Source organism: Fusicatenibacter saccharivorans (assembly GCF_015557635.1).
Lineage (GTDB): Bacteria > Bacillota > Clostridia > Lachnospirales > Lachnospiraceae > Fusicatenibacter > Fusicatenibacter saccharivorans.
This window is the reverse complement of record NZ_JADNOP010000007.1, coordinates 116,176-139,058: the sequence shown is the minus strand read 5'-3', so window position 1 is coordinate 139,058 and position 22,883 is coordinate 116,176. Positions and strand designations below refer to the sequence as shown.

Annotated in this window: 15 protein-coding genes and 1 pseudogene; 12 read left to right on the top strand and 4 right to left on the bottom strand. The window is 45.0% G+C overall.

What is annotated here, in order from left to right; translation table 11 throughout:
- Positions 1-81 precede the first annotated feature (81 nt).
- The 5 genes and pseudogenes from I2G42_RS07850 (at position 82) to I2G42_RS07835 (ending at position 8,233) form a co-directional block, all read left to right on the top strand.
- Positions 82-1,749 carry a glycoside hydrolase family 66 protein gene (locus I2G42_RS07850; protein ID WP_195530927.1) on the top strand — a complete coding sequence of 556 codons (1,668 nt, stop codon included), beginning with the start codon at positions 82-84 and terminating at the stop codon, positions 1,747-1,749.
- A 38-nt stretch (positions 1,750-1,787) separates the two neighbouring features.
- On the top strand, positions 1,788-3,128 hold the full coding sequence (locus I2G42_RS07845) for an alpha-galactosidase (protein ID WP_173813455.1): 1,341 nt from the start codon (positions 1,788-1,790) through the stop codon (positions 3,126-3,128).
- Position 3,129: 1 nt separating this feature from the next.
- Positions 3,130-3,471 (top strand): annotated as a pseudogene (locus tag I2G42_RS16985) (alpha amylase N-terminal ig-like domain-containing protein); the annotation flags it as partial.
- Positions 3,472-3,501: 30 nt separating this feature from the next.
- Entirely contained in the window at positions 3,502-4,839 is a 1,338-nt protein-coding gene (locus I2G42_RS07840) for a glycoside hydrolase family 13 protein (protein ID WP_243277160.1), read from the top strand.
- 25 nt (positions 4,840-4,864) lie between these two features.
- Positions 4,865-8,233 carry a glycoside hydrolase family 31 protein gene (locus tag I2G42_RS07835; protein WP_195530925.1) on the top strand — a complete coding sequence of 1,123 codons (3,369 nt, stop codon included), beginning with the start codon at positions 4,865-4,867 and terminating at the stop codon, positions 8,231-8,233.
- Positions 8,234-8,462: 229 nt separating this feature from the next.
- Here the strand turns inward: I2G42_RS07835 and I2G42_RS07830 are convergent, their stop codons facing one another.
- Positions 8,463-9,920, bottom strand: coding sequence for an alpha-L-fucosidase (locus I2G42_RS07830; protein ID WP_117801818.1), 1,458 nt, complete (start codon positions 9,918-9,920; stop codon positions 8,463-8,465).
- Between the two features lie 434 nt (positions 9,921-10,354).
- Here I2G42_RS07830 and I2G42_RS07825 point away from each other — a divergent pair, with 434 nt between their 5' ends.
- From I2G42_RS07825 to I2G42_RS07815, 3 genes are all read left to right on the top strand, one after another.
- Positions 10,355-11,347 carry an energy-coupling factor ABC transporter permease gene (locus I2G42_RS07825; protein WP_055267214.1) on the top strand — a complete coding sequence of 331 codons (993 nt, stop codon included), beginning with the start codon at positions 10,355-10,357 and terminating at the stop codon, positions 11,345-11,347.
- Positions 11,348-11,370: 23 nt separating this feature from the next.
- Positions 11,371-12,141, top strand: coding sequence for a cobalt ECF transporter T component CbiQ (cbiQ, locus tag I2G42_RS07820; RefSeq protein WP_055267212.1), 771 nt, complete (start codon positions 11,371-11,373; stop codon positions 12,139-12,141).
- Positions 12,142-12,251: 110 nt separating this feature from the next.
- Positions 12,252-12,992 (top strand): energy-coupling factor ABC transporter ATP-binding protein, encoded by a 741-nt coding sequence (locus I2G42_RS07815; RefSeq protein ID WP_195530924.1) that lies wholly within the window; start codon positions 12,252-12,254, stop codon positions 12,990-12,992.
- A gap of 210 nt (positions 12,993-13,202) precedes the next feature.
- Here I2G42_RS07815 and I2G42_RS07810 read toward each other — a convergent pair whose 3' ends face one another.
- Positions 13,203-14,543 carry an MATE family efflux transporter gene (locus I2G42_RS07810; protein WP_195530923.1) on the bottom strand — a complete coding sequence of 447 codons (1,341 nt, stop codon included), beginning with the start codon at positions 14,541-14,543 and terminating at the stop codon, positions 13,203-13,205.
- 225 nt (positions 14,544-14,768) lie between these two features.
- Between I2G42_RS07810 and I2G42_RS07805 the strand changes: the two genes are divergently transcribed.
- Together I2G42_RS07805 and I2G42_RS07800 are read left to right on the top strand one after the other, a co-directional pair.
- A complete protein-coding gene (locus I2G42_RS07805) occupies positions 14,769-15,191 on the top strand; it encodes a MarR family winged helix-turn-helix transcriptional regulator (RefSeq protein ID WP_055226165.1) in 423 nt (140 codons plus the stop codon).
- A gap of 140 nt (positions 15,192-15,331) precedes the next feature.
- Positions 15,332-16,093: a sulfite exporter TauE/SafE family protein gene (locus I2G42_RS07800; RefSeq protein ID WP_117801823.1), complete on the top strand. Its 762-nt coding sequence runs from the start codon at positions 15,332-15,334 to the stop codon at positions 16,091-16,093.
- 287 nt (positions 16,094-16,380) lie between these two features.
- Here the strand turns inward: I2G42_RS07800 and I2G42_RS07795 are convergent, their stop codons facing one another.
- Positions 16,381-17,127 carry an SDR family NAD(P)-dependent oxidoreductase gene (locus I2G42_RS07795; protein WP_199696581.1) on the bottom strand — a complete coding sequence of 249 codons (747 nt, stop codon included), beginning with the start codon at positions 17,125-17,127 and terminating at the stop codon, positions 16,381-16,383.
- A gap of 476 nt (positions 17,128-17,603) precedes the next feature.
- Here I2G42_RS07795 and I2G42_RS07790 point away from each other — a divergent pair, with 476 nt between their 5' ends.
- Positions 17,604-18,641, top strand: coding sequence for a helix-turn-helix domain-containing protein (locus tag I2G42_RS07790; protein WP_195530922.1), 1,038 nt, complete (start codon positions 17,604-17,606; stop codon positions 18,639-18,641).
- A 7-nt stretch (positions 18,642-18,648) separates the two neighbouring features.
- Here the strand turns inward: I2G42_RS07790 and I2G42_RS07785 are convergent, their stop codons facing one another.
- The gene (locus tag I2G42_RS07785) at positions 18,649-19,794 is read right to left on the bottom strand and encodes a substrate-binding domain-containing protein (protein WP_195530921.1); all 1,146 of its coding nucleotides are present in this window, start codon (positions 19,792-19,794) and stop codon (positions 18,649-18,651) included.
- A 301-nt stretch (positions 19,795-20,095) separates the two neighbouring features.
- Between I2G42_RS07785 and I2G42_RS07780 the strand changes: the two genes are divergently transcribed.
- Entirely contained in the window at positions 20,096-22,846 is a 2,751-nt protein-coding gene (locus I2G42_RS07780; protein ID WP_195530920.1) for an alpha-mannosidase, read from the top strand.
- The last annotated feature ends 37 nt before the right edge of the window (positions 22,847-22,883 follow it).

Genomic DNA, 22,883 nt, shown 5'->3' with positions numbered 1-22,883 from the left:
AAGTCCCGTCTTCGGTTTAATTTCGAAGATGGGGCTTTCTCAAAAACAAACGAAACATTTCATGGAAAGAGAGGGTGGAAGATGGAAAATACAGGGTTTTATGTAATACCTAATAAAACGCAGTATGAAATTGGGGAAAGAGTCTGGCTGGAAATAAAAAAAACAGGGCCGACGAAAGCAAATCACGTGATAGTTTCGTTGTTTACGTATCAGGGAGAAAATCTGAAAATGGAATGTACCCTGGAACAAGGAGTGTATATTCCACTTGCGGAAAGCATTTCAGAAAAAACGGGTGGATATCTGGTAAAAATAGAATTCTTTCAAAAGACTGAAAAACTAGGGAGCTGTTACACGGCATTTGATGTTGTGAATTGCTGGACAGAAGCTCCAAGATATGGATTTCTTAGCAGTTTTTCTGAGGAAGATAAACAAAAAGAAGAGTATCAGGAATTTTTCAGGGAAATGCACTTAAATGTGATTCAGTTTTATGACTGGATGTACCACCATGATGAGTTTTATCCGGAGAGTGATATTTACACAGATATCATGGGAAGAAAAGGTTCGATGACTGCTGTTGCGAAAAAAATCGAAGGAGTGCACGCTTGCGGTGCCAAGGCAATAGCATATGGCGCTGTTTACGGTGCAGAATCATTTCAGAAAGAACATCCGGAATGCAGCTATCGGTACGATAATGGAGAACCAATGATTTTCATTGACAAAATATGGTTGATGGATATTCACAGGGGAACGGCGTGGAGAAAACGGATTTTACAGGAATATGGAAAAGCGCTGGAAAAAGGTTTTGATGGCGTACATATGGATCAATACGGAGATCCGAAAGAGGCATTAATTCTGGAAAATGGAAAATATGTCATTCGAGATCTGGCAGATGATTTTGGTGATTTGATCAATGAAACAAAAGAAAAATACCCGGAAAAACAACTCATTTTTAATGCAGTAAATAACTGGCCGGTAGATTCGGTAAAAAAGAGTCGCGAAGATTGTATTTATATAGAGGTCTGGTCGCCGAATGATACTTATAGAGATCTATATCGTTTGATTGCGCATGCTCGGGAAACAAAAGATGAGAAGAGGGTGATTCTGGCAGCGTATTTGAATCCGTTTAAAACAGAACCAGAAAGAAATCTGAAGGGATCTACAGCGCAGCTTGCAATGGCAACAATTTTCGCTTCTGGCGGATACCATCTTCTATTGGGCGAGGAAGGAAGTGTTCTGACAGAGGCATATTATCCGGACAACTGCAGAATTGGGGAACATTCGTTCCGAAAAACATTGAAAAAATATTATGATTTTATTACCGCGTACGGCGGACTTTTATTTCCGGAAAATTGGACGGATCTGACGATGCAGTATGCAGGAGGAATCAACTCAGAATTTATATTCGAAAATGTTGATTGGTCACCGTATCCGGAAGCAGGAAAGGTATGGATTCAAATTTATAAGAGAGGACGAGAATTTTCAATACGATGTGTGAATTTTACGGGAATTTCGGACATGAACTGGAATAGAACACATGAGGAATTCCCACAGCGTGTAGAAAAGATAAAAGTGAAGGCAAAACTTCCGGGAGAAAAGAAACAAATATACGTTGTGACACCGGACGGTGAAATTCAGGAGCCAGAAGAAGTGTATTATAAAGTAAAACTAGGGGATGATCAAAGACAGGAAATTACATTTGAATTGGACAAATTATTGGTGTTTTCTGTTATATATCTGCGTTTGGAATAGGATTCTGAGCGTAGGTAAAAAAATAGGAGGGTTTTTACATGAGATTGAAATTAGATAAAAGAACAGGACCCCTTTACTGGTGTACCTATGAGAAACAGTTTACTGAAAATACTTTTATGCCAGAAGAACGGTTCAAAGAAAATATTGATTGGGTAGCAAAGGAATTTGTTCCATATGGATACGAGATGGTATGCACAGATGGATGGATCGAGGATTCTTTCTGCATCAATGAAAATGGATATCTAACTCGTCATCATGATTCATGGAAACATGATTGGAAATATTGGGCAGACTATCTGAATGAGAGAGGAATGGCTCTCGGCGTTTACTACAATCCGACCTGGATCAGCCCGGCAGCGGTAAAGAACAAAGAAATTTTGGTCAAAGGAACAAATATTCCGGTGCGGGAAATTACAGATTTGTCGTATGTTTATAATGGAGAAAATGAGAAAAAAATAACGGGGGATCGTTTTTCTTATCCAAATGGAGAAGATCGAGCATTGTATTGGGTGGATGTAGATCGTTCTGGAGCAAAAGAGTATGTGCAAGGATATGTAAAGTATTTTATTGACTGCCATGTAGCTTTTTTACGAATTGATTTTCTTTCCTGGTACGAAGATGGAATGGATAAAGGAAAGCAGATTGGCAGAAATCATGGATCAGCAAATTACCGAAAAGTTCTCGAATGGATCAAGGAAGCAGCAGGGGATCAGATAATGATCAGTCTTGTTATGCCGCATTTGAAAAACAATGGTGAGAATGAGTTTGGCATGGGACAGATGGCGCGTATTAACGAAGACTCCGGTACGGGAGGCTGGGATACTTTTAGTGATCGAAACAGAGGACTGCATTTTGATTATTGGTCTCAGTGCACGACAGCATTTGAAGGCCTGATTTACTGGTCAAAAATTTTTGCTGACCACAACATGATCATGGATGCGGATATGCTTCGCCTGAATACCTTTGCAAATGATGAGGAGTGCAAATCGGCTGTATCGCTGGAACTGATTGCGGGAGCGCCGCTGGATATCGCAGATCAGTATGATACGATCAAAGATCGGGCATGGATTTATCAGAATGAGGAACTTCTTGCGTTGAATAAAAAAGAAATTTTATCCTTCCCATTATCAACGGATACCAAAAATCCGGACAGTACCATCTGGATTGGAAAAGAAGCAACAGGAGAGATTATTCTTTCCGTATTTAATAGAGATGCAGAAGAAAAAGAAGTAGAGATTGATTTTAAACAAGTGTTGTTGTGCAGAGCTGCCAGTGTCAGGGATCTTTGGATGCATGAAGATCTCGGAGAAATGAAGAGCTTTCATACCATGCTTCCGCCACATGGATGCCGGGTACTGAAACTTTCGGAAAGGAGTTAGTATGAATCTGGCTGCTTTTTATCACAGCGGGATGTACCCGGAAATTTATGCACCGGATCGGTTTCATCTGAGATTTTCTTTCCGGGCCGCAAGTGGGGACATAGAAACGTGTACCTTGGTTTATTTTCATAAAAATCACAGAGACGAAACAACGAAAGAAGAAAGGATGTCAGAGCAGTACCACTTAGGAACATCGGTTGTCTATGTGGCAGTGGTTTCTTTTCAAAAGCCGGCGAGATATCTTCAGTATTATTTTCGAGTGACGGGAAAAGACGGGGATACGCGCTGGTATAATGCGTGGGGCACAGTCGAAAAATGTCCGGATTCCGGTTTTTTCGAATATGCATATGCCAATAAGTGTTTTGTGGAGTATATGCCACCCAAATGGAGTCAGGGAACGATTTACTATCAGATATTTCCAGAGCGTTTCCGCAAAGAAAATCCGTTTTATGCGCCGGAGAACTGTGTGGCGTGGGGAAGTAAACCGACAGCTTCCAACTTTATGGGTGGAAATTTGAATGGAATCCGAAAATCGCTTGGCTATCTGGCAGAACTTGGAGTGGAATGCATTTATTTGAACCCAGTGTTTGCGTCTCCCTCAAACCATAAATATGACACGACGGACTATTATAAAGTAGATCCTCATTTTGGAAGCAATGAGGATTTGCGAATTTTGGTCAAAGAAGCACATGAAAAACATATAAGGGTTATTTTAGACGCTGTGTTTAACCATACTGGAACAGATTTTTTTGCATTTGCTGATCTTTTAAAAAAGCAAGAAAAATCAGAGTATCAGAGCTGGTATCATATTACTCGTTTTCCGGTAAGGGAAGAGGCAGACTGTTATGAATGTTTTTTTGGATTTGCTGGCATGCCAAAACTGAATACAGGAAACGAGAAGGTACAGGAGTATCTTTTGAATGTACTGGAATACTGGGTACGGGAAGTACAAGTGGATGGATATCGCTTTGATGTGATTGATGAAATTGATGAGAATTTTGTTCTCAAAATCAGAGATCGACTCAAACGCTTGAACCCGGAACTTGTTCTGATTGGTGAAACATGGGCAGAGGGAAAACGACTGCTGAACGGATGTGAAATGGACAGTATTATGAATTATTCTTTCCGCCAGGCAATGCTGGACTTTTTTGCAGAACGGAGTATTAACGCCGAAACATTTGGCCATCGGTTGGAAACTGCATTGTCGCGACATCCTGATGAAACTAATATGGCTATGTTTAATGCATTGGACACACATGATACCAAGCGTTTTATCAACAGTTGTAGTCATCGGTTAGATTCCTTTAAACTTGGTGTTGTTGTGCAGATGATGTTTCCGGGTTCGCCGTCCATTTATTATGGGGACGAAGTAGAAATCGACGGAGAAAATGATCCGGACTGTCGAAAGTGTATGACGTGGCAAGAAAATCCGGAAGAAAAAGAGAGTTTTCGTTTTTATCAGAAACTGATTCAGTTTCGAAAAAAACATTCTGCCATACGAAACGGTTCGTTCACAACGGTTTTGGCGGATGAACGTGTATATGGTTTTGCGCGTGAAAATGAAAAGGAGATAATAGAAATTTTTGTAAATGACGGTGATAGCGCAGCAGAGATTACAGTCGAAAACGCTAGATCAATTTTGATTCCAAAGGGAAATTTTTACATTGTGTGCAGAAAAAATGGAGAAATAATAGAAGAAATCTGCAGTTGAAAAAACTGCGGGAAAGGAGTTCTTTATGGGGAAACTGAAATTTGGGGTTTCATCAATTGTTCTGGGAAAAGAACAGAAAACAGAGAATCTGAGATATGATTCTGTGGAGTGGGGAGAAGCGACTACGATACAGGATTTTTTCCGCGCGGGGGGAAATACGTCCTCTGTTACACCAACAAGATGTAAGTTTCTGTATACAGCAGAAAAACTGTTTGTTTTGTTTGAAAACATGGAAGAAAAAGCTCATCATATCTTGAAAGAGGAAAATACCGTTACAGAGTTAACAGTAAAACGAAAAGATCAAGTAGAAGTTGCACTTTCAGGAAAAGAGTTTTCAAGAAGAGATTTTGCGGTTTTCACAGCAAAACGGGATGGCAGCAACAGTGCTTTTGTAGAAAAAGGAATGACATATCTTAGCGGAGATCAGGCATATCTGGGAGAGGGAAAAGACCAGGGAGAAAAAACGGCGATTTCGAAAGAGCAGTATTCTGTAACAGTAGACATTCTGCAGGACAGATGGTACGCTTTATTTGCAATACCGTGGATGCTTTTTGGCGGAAAGCCGGAGAAAGAGAAGTCTTTTGATCTTCAAGTCTATCGAAAAAAACATCAGTCAAGTGAAGTTCTCTGCCCAACACCATTAGATCTGAATGTGAATTATTCGGATCGATTTGAATATGATCCAGAGACTTTTCTTGAGGTATCTTTTGGAGAAAAGGGGGAAACGAAAACGGAGAACGGCATTGTATTTGTCATGCCGTCCGGAATTTGCCACTGGCAGAGACCAGGAGTGTTGGAAAAAACTAGTACGGAAGAACGGAAGGAAATTTATCAGCTACAAAAGAGTGTAGAACCAACAACGAGAGAAAATCTGACAGATAGAATCCGAATTGCACAGCGCTGGCAGGACAGTCTGACATTGGAGGGTTTTGACTTTTTCTTTAACCAGGAAGTTGCAAATCCATGGAAGCCTATGGACCCATGGGTAGAAAAGCGTTTAGTGAATGAGCGGTTAAGAGAAAACCGATGGGAGGAAGCAGCTGCTGAGCTGGATCGTTATCTTACGTTTTTAAGAACTTGCAGTGCATGGTGGTATGCGGATCACAGCTTTGGAAACCAGGATCTGGAAAAATGGACATCATGTAGTGAAATTGGACATGTTCTGGAAACAAAAGATCATGTAACGATTTGTGTTGAATCAAAAGAGAGAACATGGGAGCTCATGATTTATCCTGTGGTCGGTGGTTTCCGAATGATCTCTGGAAAGAAAGGCTTCTTTGATGGACAGCCGGAAGCATTTTCTGTGGAAGAATCCGAGCATGCATATATAATCAGAAGCAAAGAGCATGAGATGATACTCCAGAAAGAAACACTGGAAATTTCTATTGATAGAAAAGCAATTACAAATCTGAAAAATATTTCGTTTATATTTGAAAAGGAAAGTGTTTCGGCTTCGCGAATTCAATTTTCAATTCATGAAAACAGCGCCATTTATGGATTTGGAGAGCGTTTTGACAGCGTGAATCAGTATGGAAAAACCGTTGCGCTGTGGCAGAGAGATGCTTGTGAGGGATGTCTTGCATCCATTGGAAATCAGGCGTATAAAAATATTCCGTTGGTACATACAAGTGACGGTTTCAGCTTTTTTGCAAATACTTCGTATCGGATGCGGATGGATGTGGGAGATGCTGTGCAAGACTATCTTTCGGTGGAAGCACTTGGAGATGTTTTTGATTTTTATATTTGGAGCGGAACACCACGTGAGGCGATGACTGCTTACGGAACGCTCACAGGGCTTCCGATTTTCCCACCGGAATGGGTATTTGAACCATGGGCTGGCGGTGGCGGCGGAAGATGGAGAAACGGTCCGTTACAGGATATTGCGCTGGAGCAGATGGCGGCAATGAAAAAATTCCATGAACTCGATATTCCGCATTCCGGCTTTTATGCAGAAGGAGCAGGAGCTACCTTTTATGGAGAATATAAAAAAGAGGAATTATACAAAGTTGTATCGTTTGGAGAACGTCATGGATTCAAGGTGTTTTCCTGGCAGTTCCCTAATATGACGCAGGAATTGGCGCAGGAATTGTTGCCGGAATGCCCGAAGGAGGAGCTTCCGATTACGAGAAATAAAAATGATGAGGAAGAAAAACTTCCGGTGTATATCGATTTCTCTCATCCGCGTGCGAAAGAGCTTCTGGCAGCACAGTGGAAGGATCGTCTGGATGCAGGTATTCGTGGAAGTATGGTTGACTTTGGAGATGTTGTACCGGACGAGGCAGTTTTTTATGATGGAAGACGCGGCGATGAGATGCATAACGCGTATGCCTATCAGTATGCGAAAAATTATAGAGAGTTATTTGAACAAAAATATGGAGATGACCATGTTCTTTATACAAGAGGCGCTGCACCCGGATCTCAACACTTTGCGTGTCAGTTCGGCGGGGATCAGCTGACCAGTTTCCAGGGACTGAAATATGCGATTGCAGGAGGCCTTTCTGCAGCTGCTTCTGGACTTCCATTCTGGGGTGTTGATGCGGGAGGTTATGATGGATTCCCAGATCAGGAAACATATCTCCGGTGGACAGAGTATGCTGCATTTTGTCCATTGATGCGTTTCCATGGAACGGAGCCGAGAGAGCCGTGGGAATACGATGCTTTTACAGTGAAAGTTTATCGTTATTATACGTGGCTGCGGGAAAATCTTCGTCCATATATTGTAAGTGTAGCAGCAGAAGCTCACAAACTGGGAATACCGATGATGCGTCCGCTTGCGATGATGTATCCAGAAGATCAGGAAGCAACAAAGGTGTGGGACGAATATCTTTTCGGAGAAGATCTTCTGGTTGCGCCGGTTTCTGATGAAACAGAAGAGCGGGAAATCTATTTTCCTGAGGGACGGTGGATTAGTCTGTGGAATTTAAATGATGAAATTTCCGGTCCGGTGCAGAGGAGCGTTGAGGTGCCAATTGATAAAATACCGGTGTACGTTCGAGAAGGAAGTTTTCTTCCACTTCGACTGAATGAGAATCTGAAACTTGGAGAAAGCATGAGCGAATCGGAAACAGAAATGATTTTGGCTGTGGTGCCGCAGAATGACAGCATCGTAAAAGAAACACTGTATGAGAGATCCGGTGCCAAAACATGTTGTGGCATGGAAAAAAATGGCGAAACTATACAGCTCCAAATTTCAGGAAAAACAGTAGAGCTTTATGTAATGCTGGCGGGAATTCATTGGAAAAATACAGAAGCTATCGTAAACGGAAGAACATTAACAAAAGTGACTGCGAGAGAAGGTCTGTATTTCACGGAAGGTTATCTGGAGTTGGAAGAGGGTATCCTGGTGAAAATTAATCCATCTGCCGAATCGGTGATAAAAATACAAAAAAAATAAGATAAACATTAAGGAAAATCTGATAAACAGTAGGGTGAGAACAGAACATATAAGTCGCTGATTTGAAATCAGAACCCCTTTGTTTGGGATACATCAAGCCTTTTCAGACACGCTCTAATGAAAAGCAAATTTTAAATTGTAAAAAGTAACAGGTTTTTCCAAGGTATCTTAATAATTATGAAAAGGGCTGAACAGTCACACTGTACAGCCCTTTTCGATTATTAAAAATTTACCGCTCTTTCTTCATCTCAAACACCAGCGCAATCGGTGCGGAGCCTCGTCTGAATCCTGCCGGGACGGTCATACAAATGCCGCCTTCGACTTCTTTGAATGCAACATTTTCTCCGTTTTCCACCATACAGATCTCCGAAATCTTCGCCTCGGTATACGGTACGAAAATTTCTGCCTCTACCGATTCCTGTACCGTCGGATATAACCGGAATACATAGACAGAATCACCTTTCTGTGTGAACGAAAGGGTTCCGCTCTGGTACGGCGCGCAGACGCGGGTTCCGTAGATAGCATCGCCGAAAGTTTTCATCCACTGGCCAAAACCGTTCAGGCTGTCCCAGGCATCGACCGGGATGCGGCCGTCTGGCTGTGGGCTGACGTTCAGTGCCATGTTGCCGCCTTTGGCAACGATGTTGACAAGCATGCCGACAAGCTCACGCGGAGATTTATAATGGTCGCCGTATTCGTACGTAAAGTCAACGCCGAGGGTAAGGCAGCTTTCCCACGGAACGTTCAGCGGTTCTTCCGGAATGCAGAGCTCCGGTGTCACGTAGTTTTCGTAAGCACCGCCGATTGTACGGTCAACGGAGAGAATCCACGGCTGAATCTTACGTGCTTCCTCAACGATCTTTCCAAGCTCAATATCCTGGCCGTTGCTCTCAGAGACCCAGCCCGCGTCGAACCAGAGAATATCCAGCTTACCGTAATTCTCACAGAGCTCCAGAACCTGATTTTTTGTATATTCTTTAAAACGGTTCCACACCTTGGGATATTCCTTCGGATCGTAGGAAGGTCCGCGGGATGTCAGACCATCTTTTCTCAGATCTTCATTCCAGTAGTCCGGGCAGTGCCAGTCGGCTTTGGAAAAATAAGCACCGATGCCGATGCCTTTTGCACGGAATGCATCAAACATGGATTTTACGATATCCGCATTTTTATGTTCATGGAACGGGCAGTCCTCTGCAGTTGTTTTATAATCTGTATATTTGGTGTCCCAGAGGCAGAATCCGTCGTGATGCTTTGTGGTCAGAAGAAGATAACGGAATCCGCAGTCCTCTGCCATCTGCGCCCATTCCTCCGGCTGAAAGCGGACCGGATTAAACGAACGATTCAGGCCGAAATACTGTTTTTTAAAGGTTTCGCCGTCCGTCCAGTTTACCTGGTGGCGGGACCAGTCTGAATCCTTGTCGCTTAATGCCCAGGAGGCAACCATGCCGGGCTGGCAGTACAATCCAAAATGCATCATCAGCGCAAGCTTCTGATCCCGGAACCATTCGAGCTGCTGCAGAACAGCCGGATCGGTCGGACACACATACGTTTCAGCGGCGCTGTAGTTGTGGACACCTTGGGAAACAATTTCCTGTTCTGGATCAGAGGGCGCTTCATTGCCCAGGATATCGATGATCGGTTCCGTTGTTCTGTTTTGATCTTCGTGTTCTAAGTTCTCTGTGCTCATAAGAGAGTCTCCTTCTCGTCAAGATGAAATTCACACCAATACTCGAAAATACAGCCAGAACCCGTTAAAGAGCCGGTTTTGGCACTAAAATAAGAAAGAATCCTGCCCGGAGGGCTTTTTTCTGTAGAAAAAACCGCGGCGACCCGATGACGTGCAGGCGGCCGCGGATCGGACAGGAATCCTGTCCTCGAGATAGTGTGTGTACGGACTCCCGACACCGGGATATCCGTCTGTGTTGTCTATAGAATACCATATAAATGTTAAAAAGTCACCCTTTAAATTTAAACAAAATGTTCATAAAAAATCGGTAAAAGTGAACAAAAAGGATCATAAAAAAATCCCAAAAAATAACCCCCACGGGGGCTTGCAGGACGAATTTTAGCGTAGTAAAGTAAAAAAAGAAAAAAACAGAAACCAAAAAGGAGGAGAACATTATGCATATGGCTGATGCGCTGGTTGCGCCTGCAGTGGCTGCAACAATGTATGTCTGTTCCGGCGGAGTAGCTGGCTTTTCTGTAAAAAAAGTACGCCTGGAGAGCGACCCGAAAAAGATCCCAGTGATGGGAGTGATGGGTGCGTTTGTCTTTGCGGCGCAGATGATTAACTTTACAATTCCGGGCACAGGCTCGAGTGGTCATCTCTGCGGCGGTATGATGCTGACCGCGTTGCTCGGACCGTATGCCGCGTTTTTAACAATGATCGGTGTGCTGCTGATCCAGTGTCTGCTGTTTGCGGACGGCGGTCTTCTGGCGCTCGGGTGCAACATCTGGAATATGGCGTTTTATGGGTGCTTTCTCGGTTATTTCCTGTTCTGGCGTCCGATGATGAAAAAGGGAATGTCGCGCGGAAAGATTGTAGGTGCTTCCATCCTTGGGTGCGTGGTGACGCTGCAGCTTGGCGCTTTTAGTGTGGCACTGGAAACACTTGCATCCGGCATAACGGATCTGCCGTTTTCGGTATTTGTGGCAACAATGCAGCCGATTCATCTCGTGATTGGTCTTGTAGAAGGCCTGATTACAGCGGCCGTTCTGCTGTTCGTCTATGAAGCCCGCCCGGAGATGCTTTCGTGCAGCGAAGAAAGGGCAAAGAGCCGATTTTCTTTCAAGAAGACAATTGCGATCTTAGGAATCGCAGCACTGGTGATCGGCGGAGCCGTTTCTCTTGCGGCATCCTCCAATCCGGATGGACTTGAGTGGTCTATGGAGCGTCTGACTGGTTCGACGGAACTGGAAAACGACGGAACCGGCGCACATGCAGCGGCGGAAGAAATTCAGGAAAAAACGGCACTTCTGCCGGACTATGGATTTAAAAATTCCGATTCCACGTTTGGAACCAGCTTTTCCGGAATTGCGGGATCCGCAGTTGTTCTTATTGTCTGTGTCGGTGCATGCTATGCATTCCGTTTCTTTAAAAAGAAAAAGTCATAAGCTGCACGGAACAGGAGAAAGAAATGAATAAACTTGGCAATGCACTATATGAAATCCATCATATGGATATGCTTGCGGCGAAGGACCAGTGGGTGAACAGGCTTCATCCACTGGTTAAACTTGTTTTAACGATTGTTTTTCTGACCGTAACCATGTCCTTTCAAAAATACGATCTGACCGGCCTGCTGCGCATGGGAATTTATCCGATTGTACTCTTTATCGTCGGCGAAATTTCATTCTGCGACAGTATCCGGCGGCTTCGGATTGTTCTGCCACTTGTCTGCTTTGTGGGGCTGTTTAATCCGATTTTTGACCGTCAGGTAATCGGGTATATTGGTACCGTTCCGCTGACAGCAGGGATGCTTTCCATGGTGACGCTGATGATCAAAGGCATTTACAGCGTACTGGCGGCATATCTTCTGATTGCGACAACATCCATCGAAAAAATCTGTTATGCACTGCGTCTGCTTCACATCCCTGCCATTCTGGTGACACAGGTGCTGCTGACGTACCGCTATGTTACAGTGCTTCTCGAGGAGGCAAACCGCATGACCCAGGCGTACAGTCTGCGCGCGCCGAATCAGAAGGGTGTTCATTTCAAGGTATGGGGAACACTGGCCGGCCAGCTGCTTCTGCGCAGCATGGACCGCGCAAATGAGGTGTATGAAAGCATGACTTTGCGCGGCTATCGGGGAGAATTTTACTATACAGCGAAGGAGCCGTGCAAAGCGAAGGACTGGCTGTATCTGGGCGTGTGGCTTGCACTTTTTGCCGTGCTGAAGGTAACGGGATGAAATGCTGCGTGGGGAGACATCTATTTGCAACGAGTCGGAAGATGTAGAAAAGCAACCCGGTGCAGTGGCCTGCACGCGGAAGAGGAAAGAATTGTCGGGAGATATCAAAAATGAGCCATATTCACATCAATTTTGAACATGTTAATTATTCTTACGAAAAAACAGTCCCGATTCTGCAGGACATCACATTTACCGCACACGAAAATGACAGCATCGGGCTGATTGGAGCGAACGGTGTCGGGAAATCCACGCTGCTGAAATTGCTGGTCGGGCTAAATCCGGACTATGAGGGCAGCATTCGTGTGGAGGAGATGCCGGTTGTGAAGGAGATGCTTCCGAAAGTGCGCGAGAAAATCGGATATGTCTTCCAGGATTCCGACAGTCAGCTTTTCATGTCGACGGTATTTGAGGATGTTGCATTTGCTCCGCGAAATTACGGGCTGCCGGAGGAAGAGGTGGAAAAACGTGTAAACCATGCACTGAAACAGATTCACATCGAGCATCTGCGGGACAAACAAATTTACAAAATGTCGGGCGGAGAAAAAAAGATGGCATCGATCGCGACGATTCTCGCTATGACACCGGATATTATCCTGATGGACGAGCCATCGATTGCACTCGATCCCAGAAACCGCAGATCACTGATCCACATTCTGAACGATTTTGAACATCTGAAAATCATCGCATCGCACGATCTCGACATGATTCTGGAAACGTGCAGTCGCGTGATTCTGATGTCCGGCGGGTGCATTGTCTGCGATGGAGATGCAAAAGAAATTTTGACGAACCAGGAACTTCTCGAGGAAAATGGACTGGAACTGCCGTTCTGCCTGCAGAAGCCGGTGTGGTAGAAAAGGCCGAAAAAAACAAAAGAAAACAACACCCGGGGATATCTGAAATCAAAAAATCAGATATTCCCGGTTGTTGTTTTTAAAAAGAATCCGAAGGTCGAATCGGGATTCGGATTTCTGTTACAAATTTTTCTGGATCGCTTGTCATTCCGTTGTCAATTAAGGTGATTTCCTGCGATCGTCTGTCATAAAGATATCTCCAAAGAAAATTTATACAGCAGTACGAATCGGTTTCTTCTTTAAGTACCGAAACACCAGCAGGCAGAGGATAATAGAGGTCAGAGATCCACATGCCGTTGTAATGCCCATCGGGAACAGCGTGTCCGGGAACCAGATGGAAGTCAGATACACACCGGGGATTCTAACAAGCAGAATGGCAATGATATTGTGCAGGAAGGAAAATTCCGACCGTCCGCAGGCACAGAAATAGCCGCTGAAGGTGAAGTGGACTCCAGCAAAAATGCAGTCCCAGATATAACCGCGGATATACTGACCGCCGAGGCGTGCAACCTCCGCATCTGTTGTGAAAAGACCGACCACAGGAACGGAAATAAACTGAATCGTAATAACGACGATCAGTCCGAAAACGACAGTAATCAGTGCAGCACACCACATGGTCTGTTCGGCACGCTTCTGCTTTCCAGCACCGATGTTCTGCGCGCCGAGCGCCGAAACAGTGGAAAGCATGGAAGATGGAATCAGGAACAGGAAGCTGATGATTTTCTCTACAATACCGACTGCAGCCGCTGCTTCCAGACCGCGCCGGTTAGCGATGATGGTAATGATGATAAAGGCGATCTGAATAAAACCATCCTGCAGGGCGATCGGAACACCGATTTTAAGAATCTGTCCCATCACAGCTGTCTGAGGGGAGAGATCCGACCGGGTAAGACGGATGCCGGTATCACGTTTGCGGATCGCAATCAGTGCCAGAATGACGCTGAGTGTCTGGGAAAGCGTGGTTCCAAGCGCGGCACCGGATGGACCAAGATGCAGGGCGCCCATAAAGAGATAGTCGAGTGCGATATTGGCCGCACATGCGACTGCGATGAAGTACATCGGGCTTTTCGAATCACCAAGTCCACGGAAGATGGAACTGATGATATTATACGCGGTGATGAATGGAATACCAATGAAACAGATCGTCAGATAAGCGACGGTGCCGGAAACGGCTTCGGATGGTGTGGACATCACAAGTACGATCGGCTTTACCAGAAGAAGCAGGATTACCATCAGCACGACGGAAACACCGAGAAATAAAGTGATGGTATTTCCTGTGCAGCGTGATGCCTGCTTTTTATCTTTTGCGCCGACGGCCTGCGCGATGCTGACAGTCGTTCCCATGGCAAGTCCCACGATGATAACGGTAATCATATGCATAACCTGACTGCCGATGGAAACGGCTGTTGTACCGGCCGCACCGTCAAACTGACCGATGATGAAAAGATCTGCCATGCCGTAGAGCGTCTGCAGAAAATACGATAAGAGATAAGGCAGCGAAAAATAGAAAATATTTTTCCAGATACTGCCGGTTGTTAAGTTTCGTTCCATGATAGGGAAACCTCCTGTTGTAGAATGTTACGATTATAGTAAACCCTACAATAATTATAGAGTCAAGAATATAATTTTCTGCACTTTATAAAAATACTTTAGATTTATAAGTTCGAACGTTTTCCGTGTACACTCCTTGACAAATGTTCAAAAAAGAACTATTATACAAAAAAGTTCAAAATAGAACAAATAAGAATATCAAGTTAAAAAAGAAGGTGAAAAAGTATGTTTGATGAACAATGGCAATTTGCAGTGGAGGTAGAACGAAAATACAACCAGTACCGAAAAAAGGTCATGGTGCGTTATGATCTGTCAGCTGCGGAAGTGGATGTTCTGCTGTTTCTTGCGAATAACAGCCAGTTTGATCTTGCAGTGGATATTGTGCGTGTGCGGAAAATGCAGAAATCGCATGTTTCACTGGCAGTGAACAAGCTGTGTGAAAAAGGATACATTCAAAAAGAAACAGATGCGGCGGATCGCAAGAAAGTGCATTTGAAGCTAGAAGAAAGTGCATCAGAAATTATCCGCTTTGGACAGGATTGCCAGAGAGCGTTTGGAGAATCGTTGTTTTCCGGAATTTCCAGAGAAGACAGGGAAGAATTTCTCAGATTATGCGAGCTGATTCGGAGGAACGTGACGGAAAAATAAAAACGCTGAAAGCCAGAGAGAAGAACATAATAGAAAAATAAGACAAAACAAAAACAGAAAGAGGAGGAAAACAGTCATCTGCCCCTAAATGGCAAAGTACAGGAAAAGTGCAACGGATCTAAGCGGATGACAGAAAAACTATGACAATAACACAACTTATCGTATGTATTGTGGCTGGTCTTGGCGCCGGCCTTGGCACGGGACTTGCGGGACTCTCCGCAGCGGCCGTTGTTTCACCGATGCTGATTACCTTTTTACACATGCCGGCTTATCAGGCGATTGGCATTGCGCTGGCATCGGATGTGCTGGCATCAGGAGTAAGTGCCTGGACTTATAAAAAGAATAAAAACATTGATATCCGCCATGGCGTGATTATGCTGATATCTGTTCTGATTTTTACACTGGTCGGCAGCTTCGTATCTTCGCTGGTGCCAAATGGAACCATGGGCGGATTTTCGAAAGTGATGACACTGTTTGTCGGACTGAAATTTATCATCCGTCCGATCATGACGACGAAAGAAGTACAGGCAAATAAATCAGAAAAACAGAAAATCCAGCAGTCGATTCTCTGCGGTGTTGTGATTGGATTTATCTGTGGATTTGTCGGAGCAGGCGGTGGCATGATGCTGCTTCTGGTGCTGACCAGCGTGCTCGGATATGAACTGAAAACAGGAGTTGGAACGAGCGTCTTTATTATGACCTTTACAGCTCTGACCGGTGCGATCTCCCATTTTTATATCGGCGGCGCGCCGGACATTCCAATTCTGATTGCCTGTGTCATCAGTACCCTGGTCTTTGCACAGATTGGAGCGAAATGGGCCAACGGGGCAAATGTGAAAATGCTGAACCGCGTGACGGGAATTTTGCTTTGTGCGCTGGGAGTGGTGATGCTGTTTTTCTAACTACGTCAACTGACACTTTAGAAGTTTCCAAATATGATTTAACCAAATCAAGGAAGTCCTTTGCTTCCATGGTGAAAAACAATAAGCAGCGAATCGGATTGAGAATATCTGCTGCTATATAGGAAAAAATCCTGTGGGACATGAACGGCCTCCCAATCTTCAAAATGAAAAGCGGAAGGTTGAGAGATAGTTTAACGTCTTGCAGGATTTTTTCTATTATAAAACTATAGATTTTATGCAGATAACCCCAAAATCAGAAAATGGTGTACAACTGGATGAAAAATAAATCAGGATCTCATCGCCCCATCCACGGAAAGAATTTCTCCGGTTACATACGAAGCCATATCGCTTGCCAGGAAGAGGAAAGCGTTTGCAATGTCTTCTGCCTCACCAATTCTTCGAAGAGGAATGCGGTTGATGAGTGGATCAATCATTTCTTTTGGAAGTGCGGCAACCATATCGGTACGGGTGATGCCAGGTGCAACCGCGTTTACACGGATATGGAAAGGACCAAGTTCCCGTGCGAGGGACCAGGTCAGACCGTTGACCGCATATTTACTGGATGGATAGGCAACGCCGCCCGGCTGGCCGCAGATGCTGACCATTGAGCTGGTATTTAAAATACAGCCGCCGCCCTGTTCTTTCATAATAGCAACGGTTGGAAGGATGCCGTTCATCATGGCGTTGACATTTAGATCCATGACACTAGCAAAGCGCTCTGCGGTATACTTGTCAATTGGTGTACTGTCTGAGACACCGGCGTTGTTCACAAGAATATCGATTTTGCCGTATTTTTCTTTGACTTTGTTGATCTCATCTACCATGGCAGCTGCATCGGTCAGCTTTGGCCATGCACCGGAAACTTCCCAGTCCGGGTTTTCTTCTTTTAAAGATGCAACCGCTTTTACAACGGTCTCTTCCCGGGATCCGAACAGGACGACTTTCGCGCCGTTCTGCAGAAATTTGTGCACAATGGCATAGCCGATTCCTCTGGTTCCGCCGGTAACAATTGCAACTTTATCTTTTAACATCATACCATTCACCCGATCCCGTTTTTTCGTATCAATGAAAACTGATTATGCAGGCTGTAGTTTTTATTTTTTTAACGATTCGGAGAAAAATGAATTTTGCATGAAAAATCATTTGACTCTGAATGACGATTCGTTTTGGAGAATACAAAAAACGGGATATTTCCTTTCTCTTAAATTTTGTTGCAAATCTTTTCCTTTATTATACGGGATATCGTTGGTGGACAGTCAATGCAAATTTTTTCAGAAATAAACAGCATTCTTTTCTCAAAAGCAGAAGATTTCTATGGAAAAAGAGAATTGTTACGTGGCTTTTTGAGGGAAAACAGGATATAATAGGAAACAAAAGTATACACCAGGTGTATGCTTTTATAAAATCAAAACGAAAAAAGCGGAAAAACAGAAAGAAAAAGAGTGAAAAAAAAGAGAAACAGTCAGAATGCGGGGGAATGACTGGACAAAAGGAAAAACGGGGTGCAACAATGAGAATTCAGGAAGTAATCAAAAAAACAGGATTGTCCAGGAGGACGGTTTATTATTATATCGATCAGAAGATGATCTCGCCTGTTGTTGATGAACATAACGGTTACCATGATTTTTCAGAAGCAGATATTCAAAAACTTTTTATCATCCGCAAGCTGCGCGAGGCAGGACTTTCACTGGCGGATATCCGCGCGATTCTTCACAAGCCGCGCACAACACCATTTTATCTGCATAAACAGCTGAATGCACTCCAGTCGCAGATGCTTACCATTCAGCAGACGATCAGCGAAATGGATCGTCTGAGCGGACAGCTTCCTGTGTGCCAGTCGCTTGAACAGCTTGCGGGGATGCTTGCAGATACCGATTTTTGCCCGGAGGATCCTACCCGGAATCAGATGGAATCCCGGGATGCCCGGCTGCTGGCACAGTATTTGTGGATGGCATATCTGGATACGCCGGTTACGGAATATCAGCAGTTTTTGTGGCAGAAAATCACACAGCATACGATTGAGCACGCCGGTACGGATTTGAAAATGATGTCTCGTTATTTACAGTACATTTCTCCGGAGCAGATTGATGCGACGAACATCAACCAGTATCTGCGCAATCAGAAAATTATCTCTCTGACGGAGGAAGATTATCCGGGTTTTGTGGAAGAGCTGAAAGTTTCTTTGCTTGCGTTTGCGGCAGATCCAGTACAGCAGGAAAAATGGCGTCTTCTTTATCAGCCGGTGATCCATCCGACGGCGTTGTTCTGTGTATCCGTGAGCGGATGGATGCGGGAATTTCATCCGGCATACCGCCGCTATTATGAAAACACGCACACCTGCTGCCGGATGCTGAAAGATTTTATGGACAGTGATGAGGGAGCAGCGCTGAATGCGATACTGCGGGAGGCATTCCAGGGAAATTGTGATGTGCGTACAGGATATTACGGAGAACTGGAAGTGGCGGCAACATTCCATAAAAGTATTTATGCATTGCTGCCGCCAGAGAAGATCCGAAAATTTCTGGAAGAAAATTCAGATGAAAAATGATCTGGTTTTAGGATTCTGTTTTTATCATTCGAAGCGAGGATGCCCGGGGAACAAGTGTCACCGGCAGTACAATTTTTTCCGGTTCCGCCGCAGGGTTTTCCAGTGCGGAAAGGAGAATCTGGCTGGCTTCCCGTCCGATGCTTTCAAAGTCCTGATGAATAGAGGTAATTTCAAGACTTCGACTGAGACTCGTGTCATCAAAACCACAGAGACAGAGATCTTCCGGAATCCTAAGGCCAATGGTACGGCAGGCAAGGAAAATAAGTTCGGCAACCTGGTCATTTTCTGCGAGAAGAGCAGTGATTCCATTTTGATGCAGAGCAAGGAGCTGCTGCTGAAAAGAAGTCAGTTCTGTGGAAAGGGCATCCTCTTCAGAAAGAGAATGGGGCCAGGTGACAAGCTGCTGGGAATCGGGCATGATTCCGGCAGCTTTCATTTCGTGCAAAAATCCGCCGAAACGATCACGGACCGACGAGGTTTCGGAAAGGGGAGCTGTTGTGAAAAAGGCGATGTTGCGATGCCCCTGTTCCAGGAGGTGACGGGTGAGCTGCCGTCCGCCATCGTAATTGTCGCAGACAACATTGTTTAAATACGGACAGTCGGTCTGCTTGTCGATGATGACAACCGGGCGGTTTGCAAACAGGAAATCGTTTAACTGTTCCAGGTGGATATTGTCACGCTTGGGATAGTAGACAAGTCCGGCGATGTTCTGAGAACGGAGCAGTTCCAGTGTCGTACGTTCCTTCGGAGAGGAAGAGCCGGTGATATGAATGCTTAAAAAGTATCCTTTTTCCGCCAGTGCGGCACTTAAGGAACCAATCGTTTCCGAAATGTTTCCCTGTGTTGTGGCAAAGGGAAGCAGCAGGGAAACCATTTTTGATTTGCTGTCGGTTTCTGATGCGGAGGAGGAAACCGGTGGGATTTTCTGCGAGACAAAGCTTCCAACGCCGCGTTTTCGATACAGGATTCCCTGCTGTTCCAGATCTTCAATCGCCCGCTTTGCTGTGATGCGGCTTACCTCATATTGCTCCGAGAGCATTTTTTCCGTGCAGAACACGGCATCGGAAGAAAACTGTCCGGTGCGGATGCGCTCTAAAAGAGCTTCTTTGATGATTTCATATTTGGGTTTCGTTATTCTTTTATTTCTATCCATGTCTGTAAAATTCCTCAAATAGTATGATTGGTGACAACTGTATTTGTAAAAGTGTGATGTCGACTTGTTTTGTATTATAATCTCGGGAAAAAGATAAGTCAAACTAAAAATGATATATCAAGCAAAAAGAAAATGATATAAAATCATGGAAAAACATAGGAAAAATGCAGAAATACTTGACAGAAGCATTGCGTTTTTTTATGATATGATATATCAAATCAACATGGCAATACAGGAACAAGACTTAAATAGAAAGAGTTTTAAGTTTGAAAATCATTTTTATAACAGGAGGAAACACATCATGAAAACAACTGTTCATATTATTTCCCATTCCCACTGGGACAGAGAGTGGTATCAGTCTTTTGAAAAACACAGAATGAAACTGATTGAGCTGGTAGACAATATTTTGGAAAAAGCAGAGAACGATCCGGAATTTGGCGGATTTTTCCTGGATGGACAGACGATTGCCCTGGACGATTACCTGGAAGTGCGCCCGGAAAAACGCGAGCAGGTGGAAAAATGTGTCCGTGAAGGAAAAATCCAGACTGGCCCGTGGTACATTCTGCAGGATGAGTTTCTGACCAGCGGTGAGGCATGTGTCCGCAATCTTCAGGTCGGCATGCAGGAAGCAGCGCGTTACGGAGCGATCGGAAATGTCGGTTATTTCCCGGATGCATTCGGAAATGCGGGACAGATGCCGCAGGTGCTGAAGCAGGCGGGCATGGATGCGGTTGTGTTCGGACGCGGCGTAAAACCGATCGGACCGAATAATGAGGTAACCGGAGGACAGTATGAGTCCACGTATTCCGAAATGATGTGGGCATCCCCGGACGGAACGAAACTGCCGGGTATTCTGTTTGCAAACTGGTATAACAACGGAGTGGAGATTCCGGTGGATGAGGCAGAAGCAAAAGTTTACTGGGATAAAAAACTGGCCGATGCGAGAAAATTTGCGGCAACACATCAGCTTCTGATGATGAACGGATGCGACCATCAGCCATTGCAGAAGGACATTACCGAGGCAATCCGTGTCGCACGGAAACTATACCCGGACATGGAATTTATTCATTCGGATTTCAAAACCTATGTAAAGGCAATGGAAAAAGAAATTTCCGAGAATTTCTCTACGGTAAAGGGCGAGCTGACAAGCCAGGAAACAGACGGAAGATGGACCCTGGCAAACACCGCTTCTTCCTGGATGGGACTGAAAGTGGACAACCGTGCCGGCGAAACAGCACTGGAGCGGAAAGCAGAACCGGCGGCAGCCATGGCAGAGGTGCTTGGCAAAGCATACCCGGAAGACCAGATGATTTACAGCTGGAAAAAGCTGATGCAGAATCATCCGCATGACAGCATCTGCGGCTGCAGCGTCGATGAAGTAAATGAAGAAATGAAAACCCGCTTTGCGAAGAGCAGACAGGTGGCGGATGCGATTTACGATGAGAGTGTAGAATATCTGACCGATCAGGTGAATACCGCGGCACTTCCTGGAAACAGCGAAAAGATTCCGTTCGTTGTATGGAATACTTCTGGCACCGCGAAAAAACAGGTCATTGCAAAAGAACTGCATCTGTTCCGCGATTACAATCTGTTTGTATGGGATGGTTATGAGGCGGCGGAGGCGGTAGAAATGCCAAATCTGGTGCTTCGCGATGCAAACGGAAATGCAGTTCCGGCAAAAATCGAAAATGCAGGAATTTCCTTCGGGTACGATCTGCCGGATGACCGGTTCCGTCAGCCATATATGGCAAAGAAGGTGCTGGTAACGTTTGAGGCAGAAGTTCCGGCGATGGGATATGCAACATATTATCTGGAGCAGGCAGAGCCGGATCAGAACCAGGAAACCTCTGCAGATTTTGCGAATGAGCGCGTTCTGGAAAATGAAAACCTGAAAGTTACGGTCAATGAGGACGGTTCCTACCAGATTCTGAATAAGGAAACCGGAAGAACGTATGAAAATCTGGGATTCTATGAAGATACCGGAGATATGGGAAATGAATATATTTATATTCAGGACTCTGGAAAACAGACAATCACAACGAAAGGCATGAAAGCTGAGATTCGCTGTGTGGAGAAAAATGCATTCCGCACGGTAGTTGAGATCTGTCACGAAATGATGATTCCGTCTGGTATGGGAGAGAAACTGCAGAGACAGCGTGAGATGTGTATTGACCCATATACGCGTGTGGCAAACCGTTCGAAGGAACTGGTTCCGATGGAAGTAAAGACGGTTCTGACACTGGAAAAATCGGGAAAAGGCCTGCACGTTGCAACGACAATCTGCAATCAGGCAAAGGATCACAGAGTCCGCGTTGTAATGCCGACGGGTCTGAATACGTCTACGCATCTGGCAGATTCTGCCTTTGAGGTTGTAAAGAGAAATAACCGTCATAATGATACCTGGACGAATCCCTGCGGATGTGAAAGACAGCAGTGTTTTGCTGCAATGGAAGATGAGACCAATGGTATTCTTGTGGCAAACCGCGGATTGTATGAATATGAGGTTCTGGCGGATGAGGAGAATGCGATTGCGGTAACGCTGCTTCGCTCCGTTGCGGAGATGGGCGACTGGGGTTATTTTCCGACGCCAAAGGCGCAGCAGATCGGAACGTTTACCCTGGAGTTTGAAGTTGTGCCGTATGCAGCTGGTAAGACAGGCGAGGCATTTGCCGAGGGTTATGCATTCCAGCAGGATCTGACAGCAGCACAGGCCGGTCTTTCAAAGGCATGGCTCAGAAAGCCGGGTCAGGTAAAACCGGAACTCGTATCGGGCGAGATGCCGCTGGAAATGAGCTTCCTCCGCTTTGAAGGGGAAGGAATTCATCTGACGGCGTTTAAGAAGGGACTTGCAAAGGACGATCTGTTTGTGCGGTTTGTGAACAATATGCCGCAGGATGAGGTGCTTTCCTTCCGAAAGGAGAGCTGGATGAAAGAGGTTTACCGCAGTAATGTAGTGGAAGAGAAGGGTGAGGTACTTTGCCCGGATGAGAACGGGGTGTATCATGTGACACTCCGGGAGTTTGAGATTGCGACGTTTGGGGTTGTGAAATAACGGCTGGCGCGTGAGATAGGAGTGAGAACGGGAGGAA